Source organism: Vibrio coralliirubri, from assembly GCF_024347375.1.
In the GTDB taxonomy this organism is placed as follows: Bacteria; Pseudomonadota; Gammaproteobacteria; order Enterobacterales; family Vibrionaceae; genus Vibrio; species Vibrio coralliirubri.
Map to the genome: position 1 here is coordinate 1,881,061 of NZ_AP025471.1, position 25,604 is coordinate 1,906,664.

Annotated in this window: 18 protein-coding genes and 2 pseudogenes; 10 read left to right on the forward strand and 10 right to left on the reverse strand. The window is 44.1% G+C overall.

Annotation, left to right across the window (positions count from 1 at the left end; translation table 11 throughout):
• Window positions 1-13 precede the first annotated feature (13 nt).
• Together katE2 and OCV20_RS25155 are read left to right on the forward strand one after the other, a co-directional pair.
• Window positions 14-1,465 carry a catalase KatE2 gene (katE2, locus tag OCV20_RS25150; protein ID WP_048609850.1) on the forward strand — a complete coding sequence of 484 codons (1,452 nt, stop codon included), beginning with the start codon at window positions 14-16 and terminating at the stop codon, window positions 1,463-1,465.
• Window positions 1,466-1,682: 217 nt separating this feature from the next.
• Window positions 1,683-2,555, forward strand: coding sequence for a patatin-like phospholipase family protein (locus OCV20_RS25155; RefSeq protein ID WP_017063996.1), 873 nt, complete (start codon window positions 1,683-1,685; stop codon window positions 2,553-2,555).
• A gap of 120 nt (window positions 2,556-2,675) precedes the next feature.
• On the opposite strand, the gene OCV20_RS25160 is transcribed toward OCV20_RS25155, so the two are convergent.
• From OCV20_RS25160 to OCV20_RS25170, 3 genes are all read right to left on the reverse strand, one after another.
• The gene (locus OCV20_RS25160) at window positions 2,676-3,668 is read right to left on the reverse strand and encodes a 2-hydroxyacid dehydrogenase (protein WP_017063995.1); all 993 of its coding nucleotides are present in this window, start codon (window positions 3,666-3,668) and stop codon (window positions 2,676-2,678) included.
• A 487-nt stretch (window positions 3,669-4,155) separates the two neighbouring features.
• Window positions 4,156-4,488: a TehB family protein gene (locus OCV20_RS25165; protein ID WP_009845875.1), complete on the reverse strand. Its 333-nt coding sequence runs from the start codon at window positions 4,486-4,488 to the stop codon at window positions 4,156-4,158.
• 56 nt (window positions 4,489-4,544) lie between these two features.
• Entirely contained in the window at window positions 4,545-5,348 is an 804-nt protein-coding gene (locus tag OCV20_RS25170; RefSeq protein ID WP_086774008.1) for a ferredoxin--NADP reductase, read from the reverse strand.
• A gap of 342 nt (window positions 5,349-5,690) precedes the next feature.
• Here OCV20_RS25170 and OCV20_RS25175 point away from each other — a divergent pair, with 342 nt between their 5' ends.
• Window positions 5,691-6,635: an acyltransferase gene (locus OCV20_RS25175; protein WP_050651011.1), complete on the forward strand. Its 945-nt coding sequence runs from the start codon at window positions 5,691-5,693 to the stop codon at window positions 6,633-6,635.
• A gap of 152 nt (window positions 6,636-6,787) precedes the next feature.
• Here OCV20_RS25175 and OCV20_RS25180 read toward each other — a convergent pair whose 3' ends face one another.
• The 3 genes from OCV20_RS25180 to glgX all read right to left on the reverse strand — a co-directional run bounded on the left by OCV20_RS25180 (window position 6,788) and on the right by glgX (window position 11,610).
• The gene (locus OCV20_RS25180; protein WP_052879194.1) at window positions 6,788-7,510 is read right to left on the reverse strand and encodes a tRNA (adenine(22)-N(1))-methyltransferase; all 723 of its coding nucleotides are present in this window, start codon (window positions 7,508-7,510) and stop codon (window positions 6,788-6,790) included.
• Between the two features lie 131 nt (window positions 7,511-7,641).
• Window positions 7,642-9,384, reverse strand: coding sequence for a sensor domain-containing diguanylate cyclase (locus OCV20_RS25185; RefSeq protein ID WP_086774007.1), 1,743 nt, complete (start codon window positions 9,382-9,384; stop codon window positions 7,642-7,644).
• Between the two features lie 231 nt (window positions 9,385-9,615).
• Window positions 9,616-11,610: a glycogen debranching protein GlgX gene (gene glgX / locus OCV20_RS25190; RefSeq protein WP_086774006.1), complete on the reverse strand. Its 1,995-nt coding sequence runs from the start codon at window positions 11,608-11,610 to the stop codon at window positions 9,616-9,618.
• Window positions 11,611-12,044: 434 nt separating this feature from the next.
• On the opposite strand from glgX, the gene OCV20_RS25195 reads away from it, so the two are divergent.
• Together OCV20_RS25195 and OCV20_RS25200 are read left to right on the forward strand one after the other, a co-directional pair.
• Window positions 12,045-13,391 carry a carbohydrate porin gene (locus tag OCV20_RS25195; protein WP_081229325.1) on the forward strand — a complete coding sequence of 449 codons (1,347 nt, stop codon included), beginning with the start codon at window positions 12,045-12,047 and terminating at the stop codon, window positions 13,389-13,391.
• A 73-nt stretch (window positions 13,392-13,464) separates the two neighbouring features.
• A complete protein-coding gene (locus tag OCV20_RS25200) occupies window positions 13,465-14,079 on the forward strand; it encodes a MalM family protein (protein WP_238382723.1) in 615 nt (204 codons plus the stop codon).
• Between the two features lie 39 nt (window positions 14,080-14,118).
• On the opposite strand, the gene OCV20_RS25205 is transcribed toward OCV20_RS25200, so the two are convergent.
• Window positions 14,119-15,039, reverse strand: a complete 921-nt coding sequence (locus OCV20_RS25205; RefSeq protein WP_086773621.1) for an IS5 family transposase — start codon at window positions 15,037-15,039, stop codon at window positions 14,119-14,121.
• A gap of 172 nt (window positions 15,040-15,211) precedes the next feature.
• Here OCV20_RS25205 and OCV20_RS25210 point away from each other — a divergent pair.
• Window positions 15,212-15,376 (forward strand): annotated as a pseudogene (locus OCV20_RS25210) (MalM family protein); the annotation flags it as partial.
• Window positions 15,377-15,906: 530 nt separating this feature from the next.
• Here OCV20_RS25210 and pulA read toward each other — a convergent pair.
• Window positions 15,907-19,536 carry a pullulanase-type alpha-1,6-glucosidase gene (pulA, locus tag OCV20_RS25215; protein ID WP_086773622.1) on the reverse strand — a complete coding sequence of 1,210 codons (3,630 nt, stop codon included), beginning with the start codon at window positions 19,534-19,536 and terminating at the stop codon, window positions 15,907-15,909.
• A 59-nt stretch (window positions 19,537-19,595) separates the two neighbouring features.
• Here pulA and OCV20_RS25220 point away from each other — a divergent pair, with 59 nt between their 5' ends.
• The gene (locus OCV20_RS25220; protein WP_086773621.1) at window positions 19,596-20,516 is read left to right on the forward strand and encodes an IS5 family transposase; all 921 of its coding nucleotides are present in this window, start codon (window positions 19,596-19,598) and stop codon (window positions 20,514-20,516) included.
• A 500-nt stretch (window positions 20,517-21,016) separates the two neighbouring features.
• Here OCV20_RS25220 and OCV20_RS25225 read toward each other — a convergent pair.
• Window positions 21,017-22,788: pseudogene (locus tag OCV20_RS25225) on the reverse strand (alpha-amylase family protein).
• Between the two features lie 156 nt (window positions 22,789-22,944).
• Here OCV20_RS25225 and OCV20_RS25230 point away from each other — a divergent pair.
• A complete protein-coding gene (locus tag OCV20_RS25230) occupies window positions 22,945-23,334 on the forward strand; it encodes a DUF1294 domain-containing protein (protein WP_086773620.1) in 390 nt (129 codons plus the stop codon).
• 48 nt (window positions 23,335-23,382) lie between these two features.
• On the opposite strand, the gene OCV20_RS25235 is transcribed toward OCV20_RS25230, so the two are convergent.
• Window positions 23,383-23,967: a LysE family translocator gene (locus OCV20_RS25235; RefSeq protein WP_017058847.1), complete on the reverse strand. Its 585-nt coding sequence runs from the start codon at window positions 23,965-23,967 to the stop codon at window positions 23,383-23,385.
• A gap of 141 nt (window positions 23,968-24,108) precedes the next feature.
• Between OCV20_RS25235 and OCV20_RS25240 the strand changes: the two genes are divergently transcribed.
• Together OCV20_RS25240 and OCV20_RS25245 are read left to right on the forward strand one after the other, a co-directional pair.
• A complete protein-coding gene (locus OCV20_RS25240; protein ID WP_009845852.1) occupies window positions 24,109-24,549 on the forward strand; it encodes an Lrp/AsnC family transcriptional regulator in 441 nt (146 codons plus the stop codon).
• A 26-nt stretch (window positions 24,550-24,575) separates the two neighbouring features.
• Complete coding sequence (locus tag OCV20_RS25245) at window positions 24,576-25,505, forward strand: LysR family transcriptional regulator (RefSeq protein ID WP_059017577.1); 930 nt, start codon at window positions 24,576-24,578, stop codon at window positions 25,503-25,505.
• Window positions 25,506-25,604: the final 99 nt, after the last annotated feature.

Below are 25,604 nucleotides of genomic sequence, written 5' to 3' on the forward strand. Positions count from 1 at the left end.
TAAGGAATTGATGATGAGTAAAAAACTAACTACAGCTGCGGGTTGTCCTGTTGCTCATAACCAGAATGTTCAAACTGCGGGCAAACGTGGTCCTCAACTTCTTCAAGATGTTTGGTTTTTGGAGAAATTGGCCCATTTTGATCGTGAAGTGATTCCAGAGCGTCGTATGCACGCGAAAGGCTCAGGTGCTTACGGCACATTTACCGTTACACACGACATCACAAAATACACCAAGGCAAAATTGTTCTCTGAAGTAGGTAAAAAAACCGACTTGTTTGCACGTTTCACAACAGTTGCGGGTGAGCGCGGTGCTGCCGATGCTGAGCGTGATATTCGTGGCTTTGCATTGAAGTTTTATACTGAAGAAGGCAACTGGGATATGGTGGGTAACAATACGCCAGTATTCTTCCTTCGTGATCCTCTTAAGTTCCCTGACTTAAACCACGCGGTGAAACGTGATCCTCGCACCAACATGCGTAGCGCGAAAAACAACTGGGATTTCTGGACTTCTCTTCCGGAAGCTTTGCACCAAATTACTATCGTAATGAGTGACCGTGGTATTCCTGCGACTTACCGTCACATGCACGGCTTTGGTAGCCACACGTTCAGCTTCATCAATGCTGATAACGAACGTTTCTGGGTTAAATTCCACTTCAAATCTCAGCAAGGTATTAAGAACCTTTCTGATGCAGAAGCGGCACAAGTGATCGGTGATGATCGCGAAAGCCACCAACGTGATTTGCTAGACAGCATCGATAACCAAGACTTCCCGAAATGGACGCTGAAAGTACAAGTGATGCCAGAAGCGGATGCAGCGAAGGTTCCATACAACCCGTTTGATTTAACTAAGATCTGGCCTCATGCAGATTACCCGTTGATTGAAGTGGGTGAATTCGAGCTAAACCGTAACCCACAAAACTTCTTCGCAGAAGTTGAGCAGTCGGCATTCAACCCGGCGAACGTAGTTCCAGGTATCAGCTTCTCACCAGACAAGATGCTACAAGGTCGTCTGTTTGCTTACGGTGATGCACAACGTTACCGTTTGGGTGTAAACCATCAGCATATTCCAGTGAACGCTCCTCGTTGCCCAGTACACAGCTACCACCGTGATGGCGCGATGCGTGTCGATGGTAACTTCGGTGGCACATTAGGTTATGAGCCAAACAACGAAGGTCAATGGGCTGAGCAGCCAGATTTCGCTGAACCAGCATTGAACCTAGATGGTGCAGCAGCACACTGGGATCACCGCGAAGATGAAGATTACTTCTCGCAACCGGGTGACTTGTTCCGCCTAATGACACCAGAGAAGCAAGCGATTCTTTTTGATAACACTGCTCGCAACCTAGGCGGCGTGCCAAAAGAGATTCAATTGCGTCACCTAAGACACTGTTACAAAGCCGACCCTGCATACGGTGAAGGCATTGGTAAACTGCTTGAAATCGACGTGAGCGAATTTAAGTCGTAATCAATCATCTTAACTAGTTAATTGAAAGGCCGTTGAGTGAATCACTCGATGGCCTTTTTTGATCTCTTGGTTTATCAAGCAACCCTAAATCATTGAAAAATTTAATAATCTACATTGATAGTTTTTACCTATCGAATTGATAAATCTATCCCATTATCTTTGTAAGAGTGATGGGATTATTCTGTGGCTATCAGTTTATAAAGTAGAAGAGTTTGAGATGAATAAGAGCGCATTAATCGTTGAAGGTGGAGCAATGAGAGGCATTTTTGCTGCCGGAGTTTTAGACGCCTTTATGCAAGACGATTTCCGTCCTTATGATTTTGCCATCGGCGTATCTGCAGGTGTGTCGAATCTGGTTGGCTACTTATCTCATGCACCAAAACGTAGTTATGATGTGATCACCACTATGGCGACGGATAAGACCTTCTTTAACCCTGCTCGCTTTGCTAAAGGCGGTAACTTAGTGGACGTGAAATGGTTATGGAACGAATCCAATCAACGTTATCCGCTCGATTGTGGTGAGTTGTTTTCAAGCATCCCACTCATCGCTGCTGTCACAAATGTCGATACGGGCAGTGCGGACTACTATCATATCAAGCCAGAAAACCTCTCTAACGTGGTGGAAGCAACCACCGCTTTGCCTATTGCTTACCGAGAAACACCGTGCTTCTCTGGTGGCTGTTATACCGATGGTGGTGTCGCGGATTCGATTCCGGTTCGCGAAGCCTATCGTCGTGGTGCGCGAGACATTACGGTGATTCTTTCTCATCCTTTGAGTTACCGAATGAAGCCTCAAAAGCACCAATGGATGCTGAAAAAGCTACTAAAGAAATTCCCAAATATTGCTGAATCAATGGCGGTGCGTGCTGAAAACTACAACCAGTCTTTGGAGTTCATTCGTAATCCACCTAAAGATGCGACCATTAAAGTGATTGCGCCACCTGAAGCCTTCGCGGTTAAGCGTTTAACTATGGATCAAAGTACTCTTAATGCAGGTTATGAGATGGGCATTAAAGCGGGTGAAGAGCACCTTGCCATTCGAAAAGGCGTTTATGGTTTGGATACCGAGGATTGTCATTTCTGCGTCTAGGAACGTTTTTAGAATACTGGATAAACGACAAAGTCACGCTGTTCACTTAGGAATAGCGTGGCTTTGTATTTGCAGAGCTAGTTTGTTTTTAACTCAGTCTGCTATCAACTCAATCTGCTATTAAACGAGTTCGTTGCCGCTGGTGTTGCCAGCAAAGAAAGCATCAACACTGGTGAGCGTTGTATTGGCGATGTTGAACAGAGCATCTTTGGTCAAGAAAGCTTGGTGACCTGTGAACAGCACGTTGTGACAAGCGGATAGGCGACGAAATACGTCATCGACAATCACATCGTTAGATTTGTCTTGGAAGAACAACTCTTTCTCGTTGTCGTAAACATCAAGGCCAAGCGCGCCGATTTTACTTTGTTTGAGAGCTTCAATCGCTGCGGTTGAATCAAGCAGCTCACCACGACTGGTGTTGACGATCATCACGCCATCTTTCATCTTCTCAAATGCCGTTGCATCCAATAAGTGGTAGTTCTCTTTACTCATCGGGCAGTGCAGAGAAATCACATCAGACTCTTGGTAAAGCTCGTCGAGTTCAACGTATTTAGCGCCTAACTCAACAGCTAACGGGTTTGGATATGGGTCGTAGCATAGGATATTCATGCCTAAACCTTTCAGAATTCGCATGGTCGCCAGGCCAATCTTACCCGAGCCAATCACACCGACCGTTTTTCCGTGGAAGTTAAAGCCAACTAACCCCTCAAGAGAGAAGTTCGCATCACGAGTGCGTTGGTATGCCTTGTGTAGTTTACGGTTCAAACACATCATCATGCCGACTGTGTGCTCTGCTACTGATTCTGGAGAATAAGCCGGAACGCGAACCACTTGCAGACCAAACTCTTTAGCTGCGTCTAGGTCGACCTTGTCAAAGCCCGCACAGCGCATTGCGATCAGCTTGGTGCCGCCTTGAGCAAGAATCTCTAACACGTCTCGCGAAAGGTCATCGTTTACAAACGCACAAACCACTTCGTTGTCGTGCGCCATTTTTGCTGTTGTTGTGGTGAGTCGAAAATCGTGAAAATGAAACTCAGCGTTGAGTTCGCCTTTTGCCAGTTCGAATGACTTTTCGTCGTATGATTTTGAGCTAAAAAAAGCAATGTTGAGCATGGCTTCCTCTCTTACCTAAAATATAAATAACCCACTAATTCATTCTCTGAAACGGGATTAAAACAAGGGCATGTTGACCTTTCGCGGTTAAGTTTTGTTCGAGATAAAATCGTTTTAATCGCGACGAGAGGTTTGCCGCCTAGTCATTCTAAGCAAAACCCTCTCAACAAAGAGTAAAACGATTTTAGCCGAACCCTTCGGACAGTGTTTGTGGTTCCTTTCTACAGCGTTATCGAATTCTCATGTAGGCGAGCTACACGTCGAATTCTCTGCCTTGTATATATAACCCACAAACGGCTGCAAAAATCAGCTCGATAGGTCAACATGCCCTACAACTCTGTTCAGTGTGCTAGAGTTTTTTTCTCTTGTCTATCACCATTAGTCATTGTAATTACTATGGTTATTTGGTCTTTTTCTTCAGTTCTTGAACATTAAAAATCACAGTACGAGGCAGCTTGCTTATAAGTTCATCAATATTGATTGGATCTTACTTTCGGGTGTTGAACATCTTCTTGGTCTCTTTTTCAGACCAGAAGTTAATGTTGAATTGTGCGTCGTCGCTAAGCTCTACTCGATGCCAATATTGAGGTGGGCTTGTGGCAAATTGCCCAGCTTCGATTGTGATAACACTTTCTGGTTCTGTCGCTTCTGCATCGGCAAAACCGTAGAAGGTGACTGTGCCTTCCATTACACAGATCTGGCCGAATACTCCCTCAGCAGTATTGTGATGATTGAGAAGCGCTGCCGGTATGTTGTCTTTGGTGAAAAATGGTGTGGAACGTTGAATTTTCCAGTGTGACGGAATACGTAAATGACTCATATAAAACCTCTTCTCTAACTGTTCTGTGCTTCGGTATAAGTGGTGGCAGTTGTTATTTACCAGTAGTTCTCACTGCTGAATTGACCGGGTTTTCTGCGTAAGTGCTTTTCGAAACCTAAGCTGGTTAGTGCTTCACTTGTGTCACGAACCATTTGCGGATTGCCGCAAAGGTAGAAAAAACTGCGGGTTTGATTGAAAGCGACAGACGTGGTTTGCTCAAGGTCGCCTCCAAGTAACAAGCTTGGGATTCGTCCGCGCAAAGTTCCGGTGACTGATTCTCTAGAAATAATTGGCACATATTGTAGTTTCCCTTGGAAGTGATGAACGAGTTGAGCGATACGGTCTCGATAAGTCAGGTCTTGTTCTGTTCTTACGGCATGAACCAGTACAAGTTTTTTGAACGAGGCGACTTTTTCAGATTCAGAGCCGTTTTGCTGCTGTATCTGCATGCTTTCGAGCATTGAGATAAAAGGCCCAACAGCGGTTCCGGTCGAAAGCATCCATAGATCGTCGGCGATCTCTGGGATCTCATCTAAGGTCATAAAGCCACTTGGGTCTTTGCCGACAAAGATGTCATCGCCCACCTTCAACTCATGAAGTTGAGGTGAAAGCTGACCGTTCTGATCCTTAATAATCAAAAACTCCAGATGTTGATGACCTTGTTCGTGCTCTGGCGCGTTCACCATCGAATAGGCGCGTCTTACGAACTCATCCTCACTGTTAAGCAAGCCAAGTTTCGTGAATTGCCCCGCCTGATAGGGAGAGACAGGAGCACTGACTTGAAGTGAGAACAGTTGATCTGTCCATTCCGTCTTGTTTAAGACTTTACCGGTTACCAAACCATGAGGAATATCTGTCATATCATCACCTTTACGTAGAGAAGTTATCTCATTAAGGATACTCAACTATTTACATTTTGGAGTTGCATGTACCATGCCAATAATGAGAATGCTTATCAATACTAACTTTATGGTGAAAATAATTTGCATTTGTGTCAAATGGACTTATTTAAATTTGTGTCTAAATGACTCTGTTGGTGTTTTTTGATGTTGATTTTGTTGATTAAGAACGATGAACTGGTCTTTGGATACAAGCAAAATTAGTACAGTGGTTTGACCCCTAGGGTATTCAACCAATTACTAAAGAGAATATTTTGCAGATGAGTATAATGGCGGCTTTCGATCTCAATATAGCCGTGTTTTATGCTTGATAATCTTCGTATGGCCTTGAACGTATTGTTCGTGACCATCAATACCGCAATGACTGCGTTTACCGTGAGCTTCTTTGGCCTCATCAAATTGATTCTGCCAATCTCTGTTGTACAGAAGTCGTGTACTCGTTTAGCTAACTTCACATTTTGGTGCTGGGCTTCGCTCAACCTTTGGATGTTGAACGTGAACAATGACATCGAGTGGCAAGTGGAAGGCGGGGAAGATATCTCGACCAAACAGTGGTATTTGATGATGTCGAATCATCTGAGTTGGGCGGATATCGTGATTTTGTCTTCTATCTTGAAAGACAAGATGCCGATGACTAAGTTCTTCCTTAAGCATGAACTGCTGTATGTCCCTTTTGTTGGGTTGGCATGTTGGGGGCTAGATATGCCCTTCATGAGACGTCACTCGCGTGAGTTTTTGCTGCGTAATCCCGAGCGTCGTAATGATGACTTCGATGCAATCAACAAAGCGTGTACTAAGTTCAAGCTAGCGCCGACAACCTTGGTTAACTTCGTTGAAGGGACGCGTGCCAATCACGAGAAACTGGCGACCGCGAAAACACCTTACCGACACCTATTGAAGCCTAAAACTGGTGGTGTAGCATTTGCATTATCGGCAATGGGACCAATCTTAGATGGCATTGTTGATGTCACTCTGGCTTATCCAGAAAACCAGACTTCTCCGTTTGAAGACATGCTAAAAGGCAAAATGACCAAGGTCGTGGTGCGTATTAAACTGCATCCGATGGACGAGAACGTAAACGGTAATTACTTTGAAGATAAAGCGTTTAAGCGCCGTTTCCACAGTTGGTTGAATAACACGTGGAAAGAGAAAGACGCCTATCTTGATACGGTTTATGGGGTTGAAACGCTTCGTGAGGCTGAAACGATTGATGGGCTTGATACGATTAATAAGAAGCAAGAGCAGTAAGATCAAACCAAACAGATAGCATCAAAAAAGCCGATAGTTCATTGAACTGTCGGCTTTTTTATTGAATTGGTTTTATCGGCTTTGAACCGTGAAGTTAGTACTTACTATGTTTTTAACTCTTTAAAGCGAAGACACTCAAAGAGAATACAAAGTTAAATTGCTTGATAAGCCTCGATGATGTGTTTCACTTGGCTCAGTTTGCCTTGCTTCTCTTGTCCTTGATGAATGCGCACGTAGTGCTGCAATGTTTTGGCTTTGTATTGCTGTGATACCTTCACTTGTTCATCACAGCTTGGTGTCCAGATCTTGTCACCGACGTTTGATATCTCGCTAATGGTTTGGCTCTTTTCTGCCTCGCCTTGGTTATTGCTCACCAATAAAATCTCGTAATAACGACGGTTCTCTTCAATCAACATTTCATCAATAAGACCAAAATTGAGCGCCTTTAAATGGCTTCTCAACTCGAATTGCTGATGCACCGGACAAAGCAAGAAATCGATCGCTTTGTCTGGGTGTTTACGATGAATATCATCGACGAGCTTTTGAGTAAGATCGCCACCGACGCCTGCAATAATCACCAGGTGTTTGCCAGTATGTTTCTCAAGCGGGATAGCTGCGACATCCATGCAGTAGACTTGCCATTGGCTGGTAACCGTTTGTTCGGCTTTAGTACTTTGTGGAAAGTAGCGCGCTAGCTTTCCTTCAAGCTCACTCATCAAAGACGGGACAATATCGACAAAGTGAATCTGAGGCGCTTTATTATCCGACAACAGTTGAACACCCAAAAAGCCATGATCACAGCAACAGTCCCAAATATGTTGGTAGTCATTGCTGACAAGGGAGTGGAGAGTTTGCAGTCGGTTACTTAGCTTCATAAGGTTCGTGTCGTTAGAAAAGGGATGTTGTATTATCGAAGGCGCATTGTAATGACTTTCTAGAAAAACAAAAGCACCTAGGGTGTGAATCCTAGGTGCTTTGTAGTGGCTACAGAAATGTAGGTATAGGTTTACGATGCTTTGGCAACGGCTCTGATATGGCCTTCCACTCGGTTCTTACCAAGCTGTTGCGCTATAAGCTTTGCCTGTTCCGCCAGCGCTAAAGCTGAGTCTGTTTCGCCTTCTATTTGCGAGTATCCCACGCTAACCCCTAGTGATAAGGTGATATCTGGAGTGACGATGGTTTTCTCCGCGATTCCGACTCTGCACTGGTCTAGCTGGAATTTTGCATCTTTTACATCATTGGCTTTGAACAATACGGCGAACTCCTTTCCTCCAACACGCGCCAAGCAAAGGCCTTTTGGTTTAGGGAAGTAATAGCGTATCGATTCTGCAGTCAGCTTGATCATCTTGTCACCGACTGCTTCACCGTAGGCACGGTTTACGTGGTCGAAGTTATCGATATCAAGCAGTGCGACATAGGTATCGGGCTCGCTCACGTAGTTTTCGATGGCGATACTGAAACTGCTCTTATTGTCTAACTGCGTCATCAGGTCTTTGCTACTTAATTGATGTTGAAGCAGTAAGTTAGACAAAGAGACCTCAGTGTAATCACGGATCATTCGCAGAATACTCTGGCTGATCGGTAAGTTTGCGTTTACGTACAACACTGCGATCAACTGCTTACGAGAGTGCAAAGGAATACAGTAATGACGTTGGTGTATTTTGAGTTTACACGCCAGTGGATCGGCGTACTTGCCACTTCGGTAAGCCATGGTGTCCGGTGTAAATCGCTCTGCAAGGGCTTTGTCACAATGTACCGTTGACTTGTTTCCGTGATAGTCGATGGTACTGAATGAGTGGTTCTCAGGCTGATAGAGACAGAATTGAATGCCTTTTTGGTAGGTAAAGCTATCCAGTATGGATTTTAACTCTCGCTTAAAGCTTACAAGGTCATCGACTTTATTCAGCTGTGACAAGGACACGTTCAAACGATAAGCCAAATAGTTTGCGCCAATCCACAATAGAAGCAGTGAACCAAGTACCAAGCCAGTTAGCGTAAATTGGTGTGAGCTGGTTAAGATGTCGTGGCGATCGGTGCCTGCGATGAATACCCAGTTCAAGCTGTTGTCAGCGTCAAACACCGATATTTTGAAGTTATCTTGATAGTAGTATTCGTGCTTACCAACGGTTTCACCTTGTGAGAGTTGATGGCTGATACCTGCGTGATAGCTGACTGATTTAGTTCCGATACGTTTTGGATCTGGGTGGAAGACCAGTCGTTCTGTTGCTCGGTCAACCACAAACACATAGCCATGATTAAGCGTTTTTAAGTCTCTTAATCCTTGAGTGGTGTGTAGAAGGTCAAACTCAATCCATATTTCTTCATTCAATTTTTCCGCCGTGTGTTTAACTGCGAATACCCAACGACCATCTGCTTTTTGGTAAATCGAAGAGATGTAGAAATCTTCAACAACACTGTCTATTGAGTTCCATTTTATGGCGTCGATTTGTTCATGGGAAAGAGGTAATCCACGACTTGATATATATTGTTGGGATTGTGGTTGGTATCGAACGATATCGGAGAAGTTTGGCGTTCTTTTTAGAATATTATCACTCAATTCTCTGAATTTTTTGTCACCGATTGGTGCCGCTTTAGGTAAGCCTAGACTGGTTTCTAAAAAATAGAGTTTGCCGAATGTGGCTTCGATGTTGGAACGAATGGTAGAGCTTGCGATACGAATGTTTGATGATGATTGTTCTGTTGCTGCTGTTTCTACTTTTTCAAGCTGAGCCACAGCAAGATAGAGCATCCCTCCAGTTAATAAAATAATGTATGGTTTAAAAAGCCGAATTAATGTTTTAGGTAAAGCCATGATATCCAAAGACGTTATAGATTCATTTTTATAGTACGGCAATACTAAACAGTTTCATTAACCACATCAATGCAAATGATTCCATATGGATAAATGAGTTTTGTGATATTCAGCTAACAAAAAAGCCAGCTATAAATATAACTGGCTTCTATGGTTTTCGGTGTTTTATTAAGCTGACTTAGCTTTTGCTTTAATCAAATCAGCCTTATCTGGCGAGTAGTGCAAAATTGCCATCGAAGTTGGCGACAACAACATTTCACCTTCTGCATGACCTGGTTTGACGTTTCGCGAGTTGGTATCACAGATGGTTACCCAGTTTTGTTCACGATCATTCGGTAACGAGAAACGTGCTGGCGCATTGGTTTGGTTGATCAGATAAATCAACTCGTCGCCATTTTTACCAATACCTAAATGCAAAGCTACTGAGCTTAAGCGGTTCCAATCATCGTGTTCCATAAGTGTGCCATCGACACGGCTCCAGAAGATGCGGTTCGAGTTACGCTTTTCGCCACTGAATGCCTTAATAAAAGGCACCATGTATTGCTGACGAGCAGAGATCATTTCAGATAACCAAGTCTTGAAGTAAGTCTTTCGCTCTGAATCTTCCCAGTTAAGCCAGCTGGTCACGCCATCTTGGCAGTAAGCGTTATTGTTACCTTTTTGAGTATGAGATAACACATCGGCCGTCAAAATATGAGGAATACCAAAAGCAAACAGCAGGCTCGCCATGAAGTTTCGTTTCTGCTTTTCACGTGTCGCGATAACTAACAGGTTTTCGGTTTCACCTTCAACACCGTAGTTTTCAGAACGGTTGTCACCGTGTCCATCGCGGTTGTTCTCACCATTTTCTTCGTTGTGCTTATGCTTGTAAGAAACAAGATCCTGCATGGTGAAGCCATCGTGATAAGTGATGTAGTTGACGGTTAATTTGTACGGCCAATGCGCTGCACTGTAGATATCGCGTGACCCCATCAAACGGGTTGCAAACTCTTTTAGGTAGCCTTGATCACCACGCCAGAAGCTACGAGTAATGTCTCGTAGTTTGTCGTTACACTCATTCCAGCCTAGCGGGAAATTACCCACTTGGTAGCCATTCGGACCGATGTCCCAAGGTTCTGCAATGAGCTTGGTTTCTTTAAGTACAGGGTCTTGAGCCACAGCTTTAAAGAATGCAGCCTCAGGGTTGTAGTTATCACCCTCGCGTCCTAGCGTTGCTGCTAGGTCAAAGCGGAAGCCGTCGACTTGGAACTCACTTACCCAATAGCGAAGCGTATCCATCACTAAGTTAAGTGCTGGCTGGTGGGTGAGATCAACGGTGTTACCACAACCCGTAAAGTTCGCGTAATGACAGCCATGTTTAATGTAGTAGCGGCTATCTAGCGCTTTGAGGTTGAAGGTTGTACCACCTTCGCCACCTTCCGCCGTGTGGTTGTACACCACGTCTAGAATAACTTCGATGCCATTGCGGTGAAGTTCACGAATGGCGGTTTTGAGTTCATTAACAGCGTCTTTTTCTGCGTAGCGTGGGTCTGGCACCATGAACAAGTATGGGTTGTAACCCCAATAGTTCACTTTATCCATGTCCAAGAGATGAGGCTCATGCATGCACGCAGCAACGGGTAGAAGCTGTAGAGAGTTGATATTTTGTTGCTTGTAGAACGTAAGCATTTCAGGGCTGACTAATCCCAAGTAACGGCCTTTAGTGTTGGTCTCTACTTCTGGATGAAGTTGAGATAAGCCTTTTACATGGGTTTCAAAAAGAACGGTCTCTTCACGGCTAATTCGCGGCTTTTCCACGTCTTGCCAATCGAAGGTGTCATCGACAACGACACACTTCGCCATCGCAAAGCTCTTCTCATTGCTATAGGGCGTGACGTAATCGAGCGGTTCGCTTATTGCTTTCGCGTACGGGTCTGAAAGTAGGATAGGGCCATTGTCTGTTTCTGCAATGAAGCCGTATTTTTGTCCCGCTTTAATACCATCAATAAAGACATATCTGATATCAGCGTATTCATTTTCCAATTTATAAGTGGTGAATTCGTCATTCTCGTCAAAAAGAGCGAGGGAGAGTGATTTACAGTCAGGAGAATAAATTGAAAAGTTGCAGCCAGTGTTACCTAGCGTTGCGCCTAGTGGATAAGGGCGAGCGAGCGTTCTAGTCATTGCTTGATTTCTTGTTCGTTTATCGACATCAGTGAACTATAAGTAAAAAGCTTTGTCACAGTAAGGTCAAGCAACTTCACAGAATAATTATTGTTAAAAAAATAATTTACCGATTAGGTTCAAATTATATATTTGAACTAGATCTCACTTAAGGTGAATAATTAGATCTGTGTGCTGTCTACTCCTCCTAGATTAAGTGATCTAACTCCTGTAAACACCGTTCTGTATAATTTCTACTCCCTTCTCATCCCCCTTAATTTAGTTCAGGGCGGAGGAAGTCAAACTTGTCATCCCCTCTTAATATTGGCTCCGTTGAAACGAATCAGGGGAAACCCTAAACCTCTCTATCTTACGTCCACCATAACTGCCTTTGGTTGTCGCAAGAGAGCAAAAAGATAAAAATCTAAAATAAATCGTCCTTAATGGAGTTAAGAATGAAAAAAGTAAGTTTGATTGCTGCAGCAGTGGCTTCGACATTGATGGCTGGTTCAGCTTTCGCTGCCGAAGTTGATTTTCATGGGTATATGCGCGCAGGCTTCGGTATGAATGCTGATGGTGGCTCGCAATATTGTTATGGTAATGGTGGCCCTACTACATTTGGGCATGCAGTTGGTCGTTTAGGCGATGAGTGTGATAACTATGCTGAACTTTCTCTAGGCGTAAACAAGATTTGGGAAAGTTCAGATGGCGATGCATTCAATATCCATACTCTAATGGCATTTGGCACGTATGAGAATGGTGGCTTAGATGGACGTGGTAATTCGTTCCAAAGTATCGGTACAGATCCTGATGACCCATGGTCTGGTGAGAGAGCTTCGTTCCGTGAAGCTTGGGCTGACTACACTATGGCAAACGGCATGAGCATTTGGGCTGGTGAACGTTATTACGGACGTAAAGATGTTCATATTATGGATATGTACTACGTAAATAACTCTGGTGCTGGTGCCGGTGTTGAAAACATTGATTTGGGCTTTGCGAAGCTTCATGCTGCAGTTGTTCAGCATAAATGGAAGGCTCCATTACTAACTGCAGATGATCCATCGACACCTGAAGATGAAAGACAGCCACTTGAGGGTACACAAGTTTACTCAACTGCTAATTCAATCGACCTTCGCTTGACAGGTATTGAAACAAATGACAAGGGTAGTATGGAGTTCATTTTAATGGCTGCAGACCCTTCTCATACAGATGTACAAAGTGATGCAATTGACGGCGGTATTGGTAATGCAGGTGATTATGGTCTAGATAAAGCAGGCTTTTTCCTTACAGCTGAACACACTCAAGGCCATAGCATGGGCTTTAACAAAGCTGTTATTCAGTATGCAACTGAAGGTTATGCTTGGGCTGGTTTCGTAGGTAACCACGCAGGTGATTCGTACAACATGGAATTAGGTCAGGAAGGACGAGAGTCTTTACGTCTAATCGATTGGGGTGTAATCGAAGCTGAAAAATGGAATCTTGGTTACTCGTTCGTTTATGCTCAGTTGTTGGATGACGGCAATGGCAACAGTGATGGCAAAGCTATGAGTGTTGTTCTTCGTCCGGGCTACAAATGGTCTGAAACAATGAGCACTATTCTAGAGCTTGGCTATCACCAAGATGAATACCCTTGGGCTGATAAAGAAGACTTAACGAAAGTTACAATTGCTCAACAATGGCAAGCCGGTTCAAATTTCTGGGCTCGACCTGCAATTCGAGTATTTGCATCTAGTTACAGTGGCGACAAAGCTGTTGATAACAATGACTTAATGTTCGGTGCACAAGTTGAAGCTTGGTGGTAATCTAGCATTTAGTCATTAATAAAAAACAGTAGCCAGCTTACAAGCTGGCTACTGTATTACAAGGGATAAGTGAATGAAAAAAATAGTATCGATTCTAATGGGGGCGACCGTTTTATTTGGTTGTGCGAGCCACCAAGATTTTTCTTCTTCGAGCTCGGAACAAGCAAGTATCTCTACGGTGGAGCAAATTAGTTGGAATCAAGTTGGCGTTCCATCAAGCTTTTCTATTCACTTTTCTGAAGATTCTCAGATTTTAAATAGCACAGACATAATGGGACCAGTGGCTGGTTTTTCTTTTGATGTTTCTGAGCCTCAGGTCATAATAGAACTTTCGGGCATGGTTAAACGCTTAGAAGTATTTTCTCCAAATTTAGCCATTTATGATCAAAATTTTAAATTATTGCGAAATTACGACTCATCCTTTTTTGATTATGATAAAAATGACTTTATAAAGGGTGATGTTTTATTTGGTGAAGTTGAATTGAATCTACCGATGAGTACCACTCGTATTTATGGTGTTGTTTACACTACTAAACAAGATTTAACACAAACTACCCAGCTATTGCACCCGGCCAAAGCAATGGCTATTGCCAAGCGAAATGTTGTCCCTGCTATTGATGATCCTGAAGCGAAGCATGTTGACATTGGTGAAGTTAGAGTTGCTATAAAACGGGGCTTTGTTGCGTAATTAAATTTAGAGATAGAGCCAACCCGTTTCGCTTGTTTCTTAGTCAATACGACAAGTTTCAGGCATACCTAACCCAGTAAGCTTGTTCAACGCTTTTATCATCGCGTAAGTTTCACCCACCTGGGCATTGTAATTTCTTAAGCTCAGTTTCCCTCCTAGCAACTGTTTAACTCGATACATCGCTGTTTCTGAGAGTGAACGTTTGTGGTATCCATACCGCTCTTTCCAATACTTATTTGAGTCGTATAATTTCTGGCAACCCACGGCGAAATTTCGAGGGTGACCACGCTCCCAGAAGGCAGCCCCTTCTCTTGGGGGAATAAGCGCAATAGCTCCCTTAATCTTAATAGCAGCGTGACACGCTCTCGTGTCGTAAGCGCCATCACCAGACACCTCAAGGATACTTCGGCGTGTTTGTTTCAGTAAGTTCGGGAGTACTTCTCCATCTGTAACCGTCGATAAACTTAGCTCGGCGGCAATGATCTCATGAGTGTTGGTATCGACTGCAATATGCAGCTTTCGCCAGACTCTACGCTTGCCATCCGTCCCATGTTTTTTGACTTTCCATTCACCTTCGCCATAAACCTTAAGGCCAGTAGCATCAATGGCTAGGTGCTGTATCGCTCCTCTCGTTTTAGTCTTAAATGAAACCTCAACTTGCTTGGCTCTACGACTGATGCAGGTGTAATGCGGACAACTTAACGGTACATGGGCTAACCTAAATATCGAGTCGATAAATCCTTGCAGCGCTCTCAATGGCATAGAAAAAACTCGTTTGACCATGAGTGCTGTCGTGATAGCTAAATCACTGAACCGACGCGGCCTACCGCGCTTATTCTGTTTGCTTTGCGCCCATCCGCTTATTGCTTCTTCATCAATCCAAAAAGTCAGAGAACCACGGTTAATGAGTGATCGGTTGTATTGCTTCCAGTTGGTTGTTTTATAACGAGGCTTAGGCATAGGACTACGAGATAGAGTGGAGGTAGCTGATCAGATCGTAGGTTCTTGATTTAGTTCCATTGAATTACGCAACAAAGCCATAAAACGTGAAGGTTTCTTTAGTGGGTTAACGAAACCTTCAAAATCTGCATCAGCTCCTGAAATTCCTGTTATTGAAAGCAAGAAGCTAACAATAGAAGTAATTCAACCAGAAACACAAACTTACTATCATAATGCCATTCAAGCAGCAGTAGACTCAGACAATATTCCCAAAGCACTTAGCTTATTAGACGAAGCAAAAGCATTGGGTATTGAAGGCGCACAAGAAGTCTTTGTAAAAGCCGTCAATAAAAAGTAGTCGATTAGTTCGTAAATACTGATTGATATAAAGAGAAGGGCTCCTAGTAGGGAGCCTTTTTTATTGTTTGAGATAAATGAACAAGTATATATTCACCTAATTATTGAAATTAAAGTGACCACTGACTTACGTATAATTATAAAGAACTAATATAAGTGGAAGTTGCCGGCTCTATTTATAGCTTTGAATGACTAGGTTTTGACATAAATACGCTCCCCTCTCTTACTGTTCTCGAGTAACTAGATATGAATCCTATAGATTACCTGCTACTCCATTAACTGCTCCTAAATTATATTCATGATATCTCCTCTCGATTAAACTAACAGTTCACTTGAGGTTGTTATCCTTTCTACTAAGGACTAAGAAGGCTCATCTGTCACTTAACAATGAGTATTTATCGATGAGAAACAAAGCAATGGTGTGTTGCATTGGGATTGGAGTCTATTGAGGATAAAAAAAGGGAGACTGACGTCTCCCAAAGGCTAGCTTTCGATGGTTTTATTATCTTTATTAGAATCTAAGCTTTATGTTTAATTCTTGGTTACTGAAACAACTGGACTATCTACATCGTCATCCAACTCGTGAATCGCATTTAAGGTAAATGTGTAGCTGCCAGTTTCTGTTACGCTTAATTGGCAGTTACCATCAGTACCTAGGTCGATTGACCCATCAGCAAGTTCGACTGAATCACAACCAAAGTTAGGTGTTTTCCAATCTGCATCTGCGAACTTGAAGCCATAATCGCCGGCTTCCAAGTTGCCTGTTACAGAATAAACACCATTAGCGACAAAGCTCATTGCCCAATCATCCGTTGCGCCCCATCCATTCATGTCACCACGAACGTAAACGGTTGTTTGGCCGTATGGCGGAATGCTCGATACATCCTTGTCTGAATTATCAACCGGAAGGCCAGCACCCTGTGCATCACCTTGAGCTTGTACAAATACAGCTGTGGTTAGTGCAGGGACTGTGAAGGTTTCAGCGGCGAAGCTTGCACCTTTTACAATGTCATCTTCAGAGCTTTGTTGAACGGTGTGAAGTGTAAAGCCTGTTGCTCCCGTGATTTTGAACGATTGAGATTCATTGGTTGAGTTTACAACTGCCACAATCGCATCATTTGCAGGGTCAAGATCGTCGCCCGCAGACACACCATCATCGATCGACATGACAATCAGGCCTTCGACTTGATCTTCGCCAACGTTACGGAAGTCGACACGCTTCATAACTTCGTCAGCTGTATCTAAGCGGAACAGTTCGCTTGAGCTACGGATCTTTAATAGCTCTAGGAATTGCTGCTTAGTTAACTCAATGTCGTCTGCGTCTGGTTTAGCCGCGCTGTCAGCAATGATAGTTTTGATCAGATCCCAGTTGGCACCATCTTTGTCTTCACGTGGTAAGCCAACATTCCAGTTGTTGTCAGTACCGTCAAACATGACGCGGTTATACCAGTCACCAGAATCGTAAGAGTCGCGCTGCATTGATTTAGAACGCAGCAGTTCAGACCCCATATGGATGAATGGTATGCCTTGGCCTAACATCACGGTAGAAAGCGATACAGACTGCATGCGAGCACGCTCTGCAGAGCTAGTACCTGTGGCGATTTTGTATGCGTTGTTATCCCAAAGCGTTTGGTTATCATGTTTCGACACGTAAGAGATGTTCTCTGAAGGCATCTTGGTGTAACCAGCTGGCGCGCCGTTGTAATCAACGTTTTTACCCAGTTTGGTATCGCCTTTGTAATCGATCAGCACGTATTCTGCGAGGTTACCTGCCATACCCAAACGAACAAGGTCTTGGTTGTGCAAGCGACCGTTGATTGAATCTTGATCAACTTTAGTTTCTTCATTGGCAATCGCTGCGTTACCAAAGCCTTGGTTAAAGCGAAGTGGGTGGTTGCCTTCTGAATCGACGCCACCGTCGAACGGGCTACCACCACGAACGGCATCACGCAAGCGGTCTGAGAAGGTACCGATTTCTGTACCTGCCATGTTGATTTGGTTCGCTTGATCGAAGCGTGCGTTATCCGCTACTTCGCCAAAGTCCCAACCTTCACCGTAGAACAGAGTGTTCGGGTCGATTTGGCGCACTTCTTCCAATGCTTCTACCATTACGCCTTTCGGCTGGTGGCCCATTAAGTCAAAACGGAAGCCGTCCACTTTATAGTCGTCAGCCCACACCTTAAGTGAGTCGACCATCAATTTACCCATCATCAGGTTTTCGGTCGCAGTGTTGTCACAACAAGTCGAGTTTTCGACGCCACCAGTGTTGACGTTAAGACGGTGATAGTACCCAGGGACAATCTTATCCAGTACCGACTTATCGTTCACACCAGACGCGTTGGTGTGGTTGTATACCACGTCCATGATCAGCTTGAGATCCATGTCGTGCGTGGCTTTCACCATCTGACGGAATTCGAGAATACGCTGTGAACCATTAGGATCGGTCGCGTAACTTCCCTCTGGCACCGTGTAATGGAATGGGTCGTAGCCCCAGTTGAAGCTATCAAGCATACGAAGGTCATTCATTAATGCTTGTGCGTCACCCGTTGAAGGGTCATAACCATCGAGTACATCTTCGATGACTTTGTTTTCGTCTTCGCTTCCACATAAGGCAGCAGTCGGTTTTACATCACACAGTTTGCCTACGGTGTCGGTGATATCAACACGGCTCGCGGCATCTTCATCAACGGTAGCGATATCAAATGCTGGTAAGATATGCAGCGTAGTTAAACCTGCTTCTTGCAGTGCCTGTAGGTGTTTGACCGACTCACGATCTGCTTCTGTGAGAGCGAGGTATTTTCCATTTAGGTTAGCTGTGCCTAGCTTATCGCTGAAACTAAAATCACGTAGGTGAGATTCGTAAAGTACATGGTCTTCGTCTTTCTCTACGGTTGGTCGTTGGTAGTTGTCCCAGTTCGCTGGTTTCAAGGTTGAATCATTCAGGTCAATCACTTGAGAATATGCAGAGTTTTTCGATAAACTGAGTGAGTAAGGGTCCGTTACAAGGCGAGTTTCGATGTTGCCTGTGGTTGGATGGTAGACCTTCACTTGGTAACGATAGTAACTGTTGACTGCATTAGACACCGCGTCAGTGGCCCAAATACCCGTCTCAGTGTTTTCCGTCATTGGGATCACTTGTGAACTTTGAAGATCTTCGCTGTAAAGCACGAGTTCTACATCTTGCGCGGTTGGTGCCCAAAGCTTGAAGGTCGCTGCACTGCCTTCAACAAGCGCGCCTAGTTCTTCACTCATCGCATTACCAGCACCTTCGCTAGCAAATACCGCATCAAGTACACCAGGCTTTTGAACCTCAGTTGAAGAGATAACATCGCCATTAGTATTGTAGGCAACAAAAATTATCTGAGATTTTAAGATAGCGCGAAGTGTGCTGTCGTCAACGTCAATAGCCAAGGCAGGTAAGCTTGCAAGGTGGCGGAAACGCTCTTTCAATTCAGTAGAAAGCTCTCCGTCTTTGCTCAGTTCAATTGCAGTGCCACCGACAATCTCTTTGTCGTCGTTCATCGTGATGCTGTTATCGAGTGCGTAGAACAGTTTCACAGAGTCGGCATTGCTAGCGGCTTCCCAAGCAATGGTGGTCGCATCTAACCAATGTGCTTTTTGACCATCAATATTGACTGGGCGCTCTGAAATTGGGTCGTAATATAACTCGCTGCTGCCATGGAACCCGAATACACCTTGTGAATCACCAAGCTTAGTTAGCTCGATTTTAGAATTGGCACTGCCAAACGCTTTTTCGTCGCCATTATGTAAGATGAAGTTCATGCATTTATGTGGGTCAGAAGCATCAGGATCGACTTTCAACACATAGTAAGCACCATAAGTATCGCTGATACCATCGTATTCGTAAGGGCTGTTCCAATCGGTTCCGGTTTCACTCAATCCCATACCGACTAAGTCTGTGCTAGTACAGCCTTCGCCATTCCACAGGTGAAGTCCCCAACCGTCGTAAGTAGAGCCTGAAGTGCTTGCGGCTGCAACATCACGTTTGTAATAAACAACAACTTCGTTTTCGCCTGCTTTGTATAAGCCATCATTGCCTGCGTCGATGTCATTGTCGCTATCACTGCCACAACCTGCGATCAAAGTAGCGGTGAATAGCGGTAAAATTGCTTTGGCTAAAGGCTTTGTTGCGTAATTCAATGGAACTAAATCAAGAACCTACGATCTGATCAGCTACCTCCACTCTATCTCGTAGTCCTATGCCTAAGCCTCGTTATAAAACAACCAACTGGAAGCAATACAACCGATCACTCATTAACCGTGGTTCTCTGACTTTTTGGATTGATGAAGAAGCAATAAGCGGATGGGCGCAAAGCAAACAGAATAAGCGCGGTAGGCCGCGTCGGTTCAGTGATTTAGCTATCACGACAGCACTCATGGTCAAACGAGTTTTTTCTATGCCATTGAGAGCGCTGCAAGGATTTATCGACTCGATATTTAGGTTAGCCCATGTACCGTTAAGTTGTCCGCATTACACCTGCATCAGTCGTAGAGCCAAGCAAGTTGAGGTTTCATTTAAGACTAAAACGAGAGGAGCGATACAGCACCTAGCCATTGATGCTACTGGCCTTAAGGTTTATGGCGAAGGTGAATGGAAAGTCAAAAAACATGGGACGGATGGCAAGCGTAGAGTCTGGCGAAAGCTGCATATTGCAGTCGATACCAACACTCATGAGATCATTGCCGCCGAGCTAAGTTTATCGACGGTTACAGATGGAGAAGTACTCCCGAACTTACTGAAACAAACACGCCGAAGTATCCTTGAGGTGTCTGGTGATGGCGCTTACGACACGAGAGCGTGTCACGCTGCTATTAAGATTAAGGGAGCTATTGCGCTTATTCCCCCAAGAGAAGGGGCTGCCTTCTGGGAGCGTGGTCACCCTCGAAATTTCGCCGTGGGTTGCCAGAAATTATACGACTCAAATAAGTATTGGAAAGAGCGGTATGGATACCACAAACGTTCACTCTCAGAAACAGCGATGTATCGAGTTAAACAGTTGCTAGGAGGGAAACTGAGCTTAAGAAATTACAATGCCCAGGTGGGTGAAACTTACGCGATGATAAAAGCGTTGAACAAGCTTACTGGGTTAGGTATGCCTGAAACTTGTCGTATTGACTAAGAAACAAGCGAAACGGGTTGGCTCTATCTCTAAATTTAATTACGCAACAAAGCCTTGGCTAAAGTAGAGCGCTTGAAGCTTCTCTTTTTGGGCACATTGAAGGTATTTCGTAGAGAGATAATTTTATTAATATTTATGTTGTTCACGTTTTGATATCCATATTTCACTTTTTATTGAAGATAAATATCCTAGCTTTAACCAAGGTCAACTATTTGTGATGGCAATGTATAAAGTTATTTTTAATTCGTAAATATAGGAAACCTAGTGTCAATATCACGCTTTGTATTTGGTTATTGTTAAATTAATTGGATCAATGGCTCATTTGTTTAATATCAATAATGTAGGGCGTAGAAGCTAGGCGTAGTTAATAAGGATGAGAGCTCATCCTTATAAATGTGAGTAATATATCGAATTGAGAGAGTGTTAATTTAATTTTGGAATTAAGTTATCTATCAATTAATTGAAGGGGAGTTGTTCGATTATTAACATTGATAGATATATTATCCATTTAAGGATAACACCCAAGCCAAAGACGCCAGCGGTTTCAATTCAATATTAAAACTGCCAACACTGTTCTCAATGTCGAGCACTTGTTGCGCTATGCCTTCAATATGTTCATTGAGTATGTAATGACCATCAACTAATTTGAGTTTTTGAATGACGTCATGTGAAATCTCTAAGTGAATACTTTCGGTGGTATGTTGGCTGAAATTAGCAGCAACAATGGTTAGCTCTTGGTGGTCATAGCGCAGAAATGCGTAGACTGAATCACTCAAGTTACTGCACTGGTGTAAGTCTTGGTAATCACCTGTCATCGACGAGTGCTCTAGCGAAAAGTTCATTACCTTTTGATAGAAGTGACGCAGTTGCTTTTCTTTATTGGTTAGTAACTCACCATCGAACGCACCATTATTCATCCACTTTTGGTGTTGTGGGACGCCAATGTAGTCAAATATGGAAGTTCGTGAGGGCTGTCCAAAGCCTGCATTCTCTGCACCGAGTTCTCCGACTTCTTGCCCAAAGTAGATCATGGTTGGAGAACTACTCAATAACGCGCTGACTAGCATCGCAGGCTTCGCGACATGTGGATTGCCAACGAACTCGGGAGAAGCGATGCGTTGCTCATCGTGATTGTCCAAGAAATGCAGCATGTGATGTTCAATATCCATCATTTGATGTTGGATTTCAGGGATGATTGCCGTTGAAGCCTTGCCTTGCATGATGGCTTTGAGACCATCGTACAGATCTACCTTGTCATAGAGGTAGTCCATTTTGCCTAAGTGAATATAGTCGCGGTACAAGTCCGGCTGATACACTTCTGCCATCAGAAAGGCATCTTGGTTTTTCATCTTTATTGATGAGTTTAGGTAGCTCCAAAACTCAACAGGCACCATTTCAGCCATGTCGTAGCGGAATCCATCAACGCCTTTGTCTAACCAGAATAAGGCGATGTCTCGGAACTTAACCCAAGAGCTAGGCACAGCGACCGATTCCCAGAATTGGTGATGCTCTCGGTAATCGCGTTGGGCATAGTTTTTGGGGAGCTCAGGGAAATCTTTTGAACCGTCAGGGCGCACACCGTAATTGATCTTCACGGTTTCATACCAATCGTCGAAATTAGGTTTAGCTAAGCGTGATCCATTGCCCGTCCATTTGGCGGGCGTCTCTATAAAAGGGGAGCTTAGGCTAGGGTGCTGTTCACCACCTAGCGGCGTAAAGACGGGCTCTATGTCTGGCAATTCAAAGGTGCTGTTGGGAATGTAGTAAAAGTTATTGTCTTTGTGGTATTCCAGCGTTGTGTCATCTTGAGCGCCGAAGTCACTGACACCTTCTGGGTTGTTTAAACCTTTATAATGACGCGCAACGTGATTCGGTACGATATCGATAATCACTTTTAAACCATTGTCGTGACTTCTTTTGATTAGTGCCTCGAACTCTTCCAAACGGCGATCAGGATTCTCAGCGAGGTCTGGATTGACTGAGTAGTAATCTTTTACCGCATAAGGTGATCCTGCTCGGCCTTTACCACGCTTGGGTGATCGTCTGAAATCCCGATGTGTTTGTAATCATTGATGATGGCGTGATGTGGCACTCCGGTATACCAAATATGAGTCATACCGAGTTTGCGGATTTCAGACAGCGCTTTGTCGGTAAAATCACTGAACTTACCGACGCCATTTTGCTCGATTGTGCCCCATGGAACATGTTGGGTGTTTTTATTGCCAAATAAACGCGTAAAAACTTGGTAGATGGCGTACTTTTGGTTGTACATATTTATAATTCCTTTAACTTCCATCATGTTATGTAGGGATGAAAGGGCTTGTTTATTCTTTGCAGGCTAACCGAATTACAATGTGCCTTACTCATCCTTATCAAAATCTACAGGGCGTAATTGCTACAGTATGTGAGCTGTTGCCCAAAAGGAGTCATGTTGTCTTCATCTATTCAAATCGTTATCACCTATTTGGTTCTGGTGGCGGTATCTGTGTTGTTTACAGAAAGTTCTAAAGCGCTGTTGGTGTGGTATTTGGTTATCGGTGTGGTGACGTTTTTTGTGTACGCAAAAGACAAGCGAGCAGCGATCAATGGTAATTGGCGTGTGCCAGAGAAAACCTTGCACATCTTTTCTGTTGTTGGTGGCTGGCTAGGGGCGTTGATTGCTCAAGATAAGCTGCGTCATAAAACGCAGAAGCAGCCGTTCAGATCTATCTATTGGCTGACAGTGGCAATGAATGTTGCGACGTTTGTGTGGACGTTAACACCGAGCGGTCAGGCGACATTTGGGCGCTGGCTTAGCGAGGTTATTGGATACTTGTAAATTGATGGCTAGTAATCACTTACTAACCATCATAGGGAAGCTATCTGGTTACAACATCGGAATCGTTGAGGCTAGAAGCAAGCCCGCCATACCGTAGTTAAAGCTTTTGATGCGAACGGGTGTGGTTAACCAGTGTTGCAGTTGCTTGCCTGCAGCTGTCCAGAATGTCACTGACGGTAAGTTGGCTAGCGTGAAGATACCTGCGATGATTGCAAGCTCCCACCATGAACTGCCGCTGCTATAGACTGAAATCGCCGTCAGCGCCATCGACCATCCTTTAGGGTTCACCCACTGAAAACTTGCCGCGCCGATGAAGGTCATTGGCTTATAAGCCTCGGTGCTTTTGGCTTTGCCGCTCAATGCTATCTTAATCGCTAGGTACACGAGGTAAGCAAGGCTTAGGTATTTCAAGATTTGGTGAGTAACCGGATAAGCGTTGAAAATGCCCATTAAACCGAAGCCAACTAACAGCAACATGGCTGCGAACCCTAGAGCTATGCCGAGCATGTGCGGAATGGTACGCGCAAAGCCAACATTCGCACCAGAAGTCATGAGCATGATGTTATTTGGACCTGGCGTGAAGGTCGAGACGAACGCAAACAAGGCAAGTGCGCTAAGTTGTTCTAAAGGCATTATGGTTCTCCAGCAAAAAAATGAACGAAGTGACTGACCGGTCATGACTTTCACGTGTTGAGAAACATAGTAGGTGGAAAGTGAGGCAATTATGTGCTTTTATTTCCTCTATTATCACTAAATGCACAATAATAAGTACTTATGGATAGATTTGACGAAAGGATATTGCAAGAGCTTAAATTGGACGGCAGAATCTCCAACATTGAGCTTTCAGAACGGATTGGCTTGTCGGCTTCTGCGACCTTAAGACGCGTCCAGGATCTTGAGCGTAAAGGCATCATTCAAGGTTACCGTGCGGTTCTGGATAATGGGCTGATGGGGGTCGGTTTTATTGCTTATGTTTCGATTGGTTTATCAAGCCACAGCAAAGCGGCTCAGCTGGAGTTTGAACAGCACGTCAGTATGGAAAAAGAGGTGGTGGAGTGCCACAACATTACTGGAGCCAACGAGTACTTACTAAGGGTAGAAACCAAAGACCTACCGGGCTATAAGAAATTTCATGCCGATGTGCTTGGGGAATGTGCTCAGGTGCAATCGATTACGACTATGGTTGTGATGGATACACCTAAAGACGAGCGCTAGTCGAGTTTTATTTCAGGAGAGGCGCAGTGCCAAATACCAATCAGTTGTTATTGTTCTTAGATGTGGTTCAACAAGGGTCGTTTACCAAAGCGGCAACCTTACATGACATGGACAACTCATCACTCTCTAAACAGATCAAAAAGCTTGAGCAAGATTTAGGTGTTCAGCTGCTGAACCGCTCTACACGATCGTTTTCTTTGACGTCGGCGGGAGAAGATATTCTCGCACAAACCTATGTGCTGAAAGACACCATTAATCAGATTCAAGGCATTGCAGATTCATACCAGTCTGAACCCAAAGGCGTGCTGCGAATTACTTCACCGATCTATTTTGGGCAGCAATATTTGCAACCTATCATCACTCAGTTCATGAGAAAGTACCCGGATGTTCAGATTGTACTCTCACTAGACGATAAGATCGCCAACATCATTGCAGGACAGTTTGATATCGCGTTTCGCTTCAGTAAGCTGGTTGAATCGAATTTGATTGCGAAGAAGATTGCCGACAGTAACTTCATGTTGGTCGCATCGAACGATTTTGTGAAGGAGCACGGTGAACCGAAAACGCCACAAGATTTGCTCGCGCTACCTGCTGTGATTTATACCAATGGAGATATGACGGTTGATCATCTGCGTATCAGTGAAGAGCCGCATGGCGACACTTTTCAAAGCCTGACGATTCGTGGCAACTATAAGGTGAGTGATGTTCGCACCATGGTCTCTTGTGTGAAAGATGGCTTAGGATATGGCTTCCTTGATCAATCAAACCTGTATGCCTCAATGAAAGAGCTCGGCTTAGTCACTTTACTTCCTGATTACCCGATTTCGACGATTGATACTGCAATCTACGCTGTGTATCCGCACCGTAAACAGACCAAACTGGTCAAAGAGTTCATTACCACGGTTCAAGACTATATCGGCTCTCCGACGATTTGGGAAAAGATGCAGCAAGGTTAGCTGGATTTCTAATCGTTCAAACATAAAAAAGGAGCCTGATCGTCGAACGATCTGGCTCCTTTTTTATTGTTCCTGCTATAACTGATTTACAATGTAAAG

Excerpts from the sequence above, each read along its gene's own strand:
- OCV20_RS25170 (WP_086774008.1), bottom strand. The coding sequence starts at position 5,348 with ATGACAGATATTCCTCATGGTTTGGTAACCGGTAAAGTCTTAAACAAG.
- OCV20_RS25235 (WP_017058847.1), bottom strand. The coding sequence starts at position 23,967 with ATGCCTTTAGAACAACTTAGCGCACTTGCCTTGTTTGCGTTCGTCTCG.
- OCV20_RS25230 (WP_086773620.1), top strand. The coding sequence starts at position 22,945 with ATGTTGTCTTCATCTATTCAAATCGTTATCACCTATTTGGTTCTGGTG.
- OCV20_RS25200 (WP_238382723.1), top strand. The coding sequence starts at position 13,465 with ATGAAAAAAATAGTATCGATTCTAATGGGGGCGACCGTTTTATTTGGT.
- glgX (WP_086774006.1), bottom strand. The coding sequence starts at position 11,610 with ATGACTAGAACGCTCGCTCGCCCTTATCCACTAGGCGCAACGCTAGGT.
- katE2 (WP_048609850.1), top strand. The coding sequence starts at position 14 with ATGAGTAAAAAACTAACTACAGCTGCGGGTTGTCCTGTTGCTCATAAC.
- OCV20_RS25175 (WP_050651011.1), top strand. The coding sequence starts at position 5,691 with ATGCTTGATAATCTTCGTATGGCCTTGAACGTATTGTTCGTGACCATC.
- OCV20_RS25240 (WP_009845852.1), top strand. The coding sequence starts at position 24,109 with ATGGATAGATTTGACGAAAGGATATTGCAAGAGCTTAAATTGGACGGC.
- OCV20_RS25195 (WP_081229325.1), top strand. The coding sequence starts at position 12,045 with ATGAAAAAAGTAAGTTTGATTGCTGCAGCAGTGGCTTCGACATTGATG.
- OCV20_RS25155 (WP_017063996.1), top strand. The coding sequence starts at position 1,683 with ATGAATAAGAGCGCATTAATCGTTGAAGGTGGAGCAATGAGAGGCATT.
- OCV20_RS25220 (WP_086773621.1), top strand. The coding sequence starts at position 19,596 with ATGCCTAAGCCTCGTTATAAAACAACCAACTGGAAGCAATACAACCGA.
- OCV20_RS25165 (WP_009845875.1), bottom strand. The coding sequence starts at position 4,488 with ATGAGTCATTTACGTATTCCGTCACACTGGAAAATTCAACGTTCCACA.
- OCV20_RS25185 (WP_086774007.1), bottom strand. The coding sequence starts at position 9,384 with ATGCTCTATCTTGCTGTGGCTCAGCTTGAAAAAGTAGAAACAGCAGCA.
- OCV20_RS25180 (WP_052879194.1), bottom strand. The coding sequence starts at position 7,510 with ATGAAGCTAAGTAACCGACTGCAAACTCTCCACTCCCTTGTCAGCAAT.
- OCV20_RS25160 (WP_017063995.1), bottom strand. The coding sequence starts at position 3,668 with ATGCTCAACATTGCTTTTTTTAGCTCAAAATCATACGACGAAAAGTCA.
- OCV20_RS25205 (WP_086773621.1), bottom strand. The coding sequence starts at position 15,039 with ATGCCTAAGCCTCGTTATAAAACAACCAACTGGAAGCAATACAACCGA.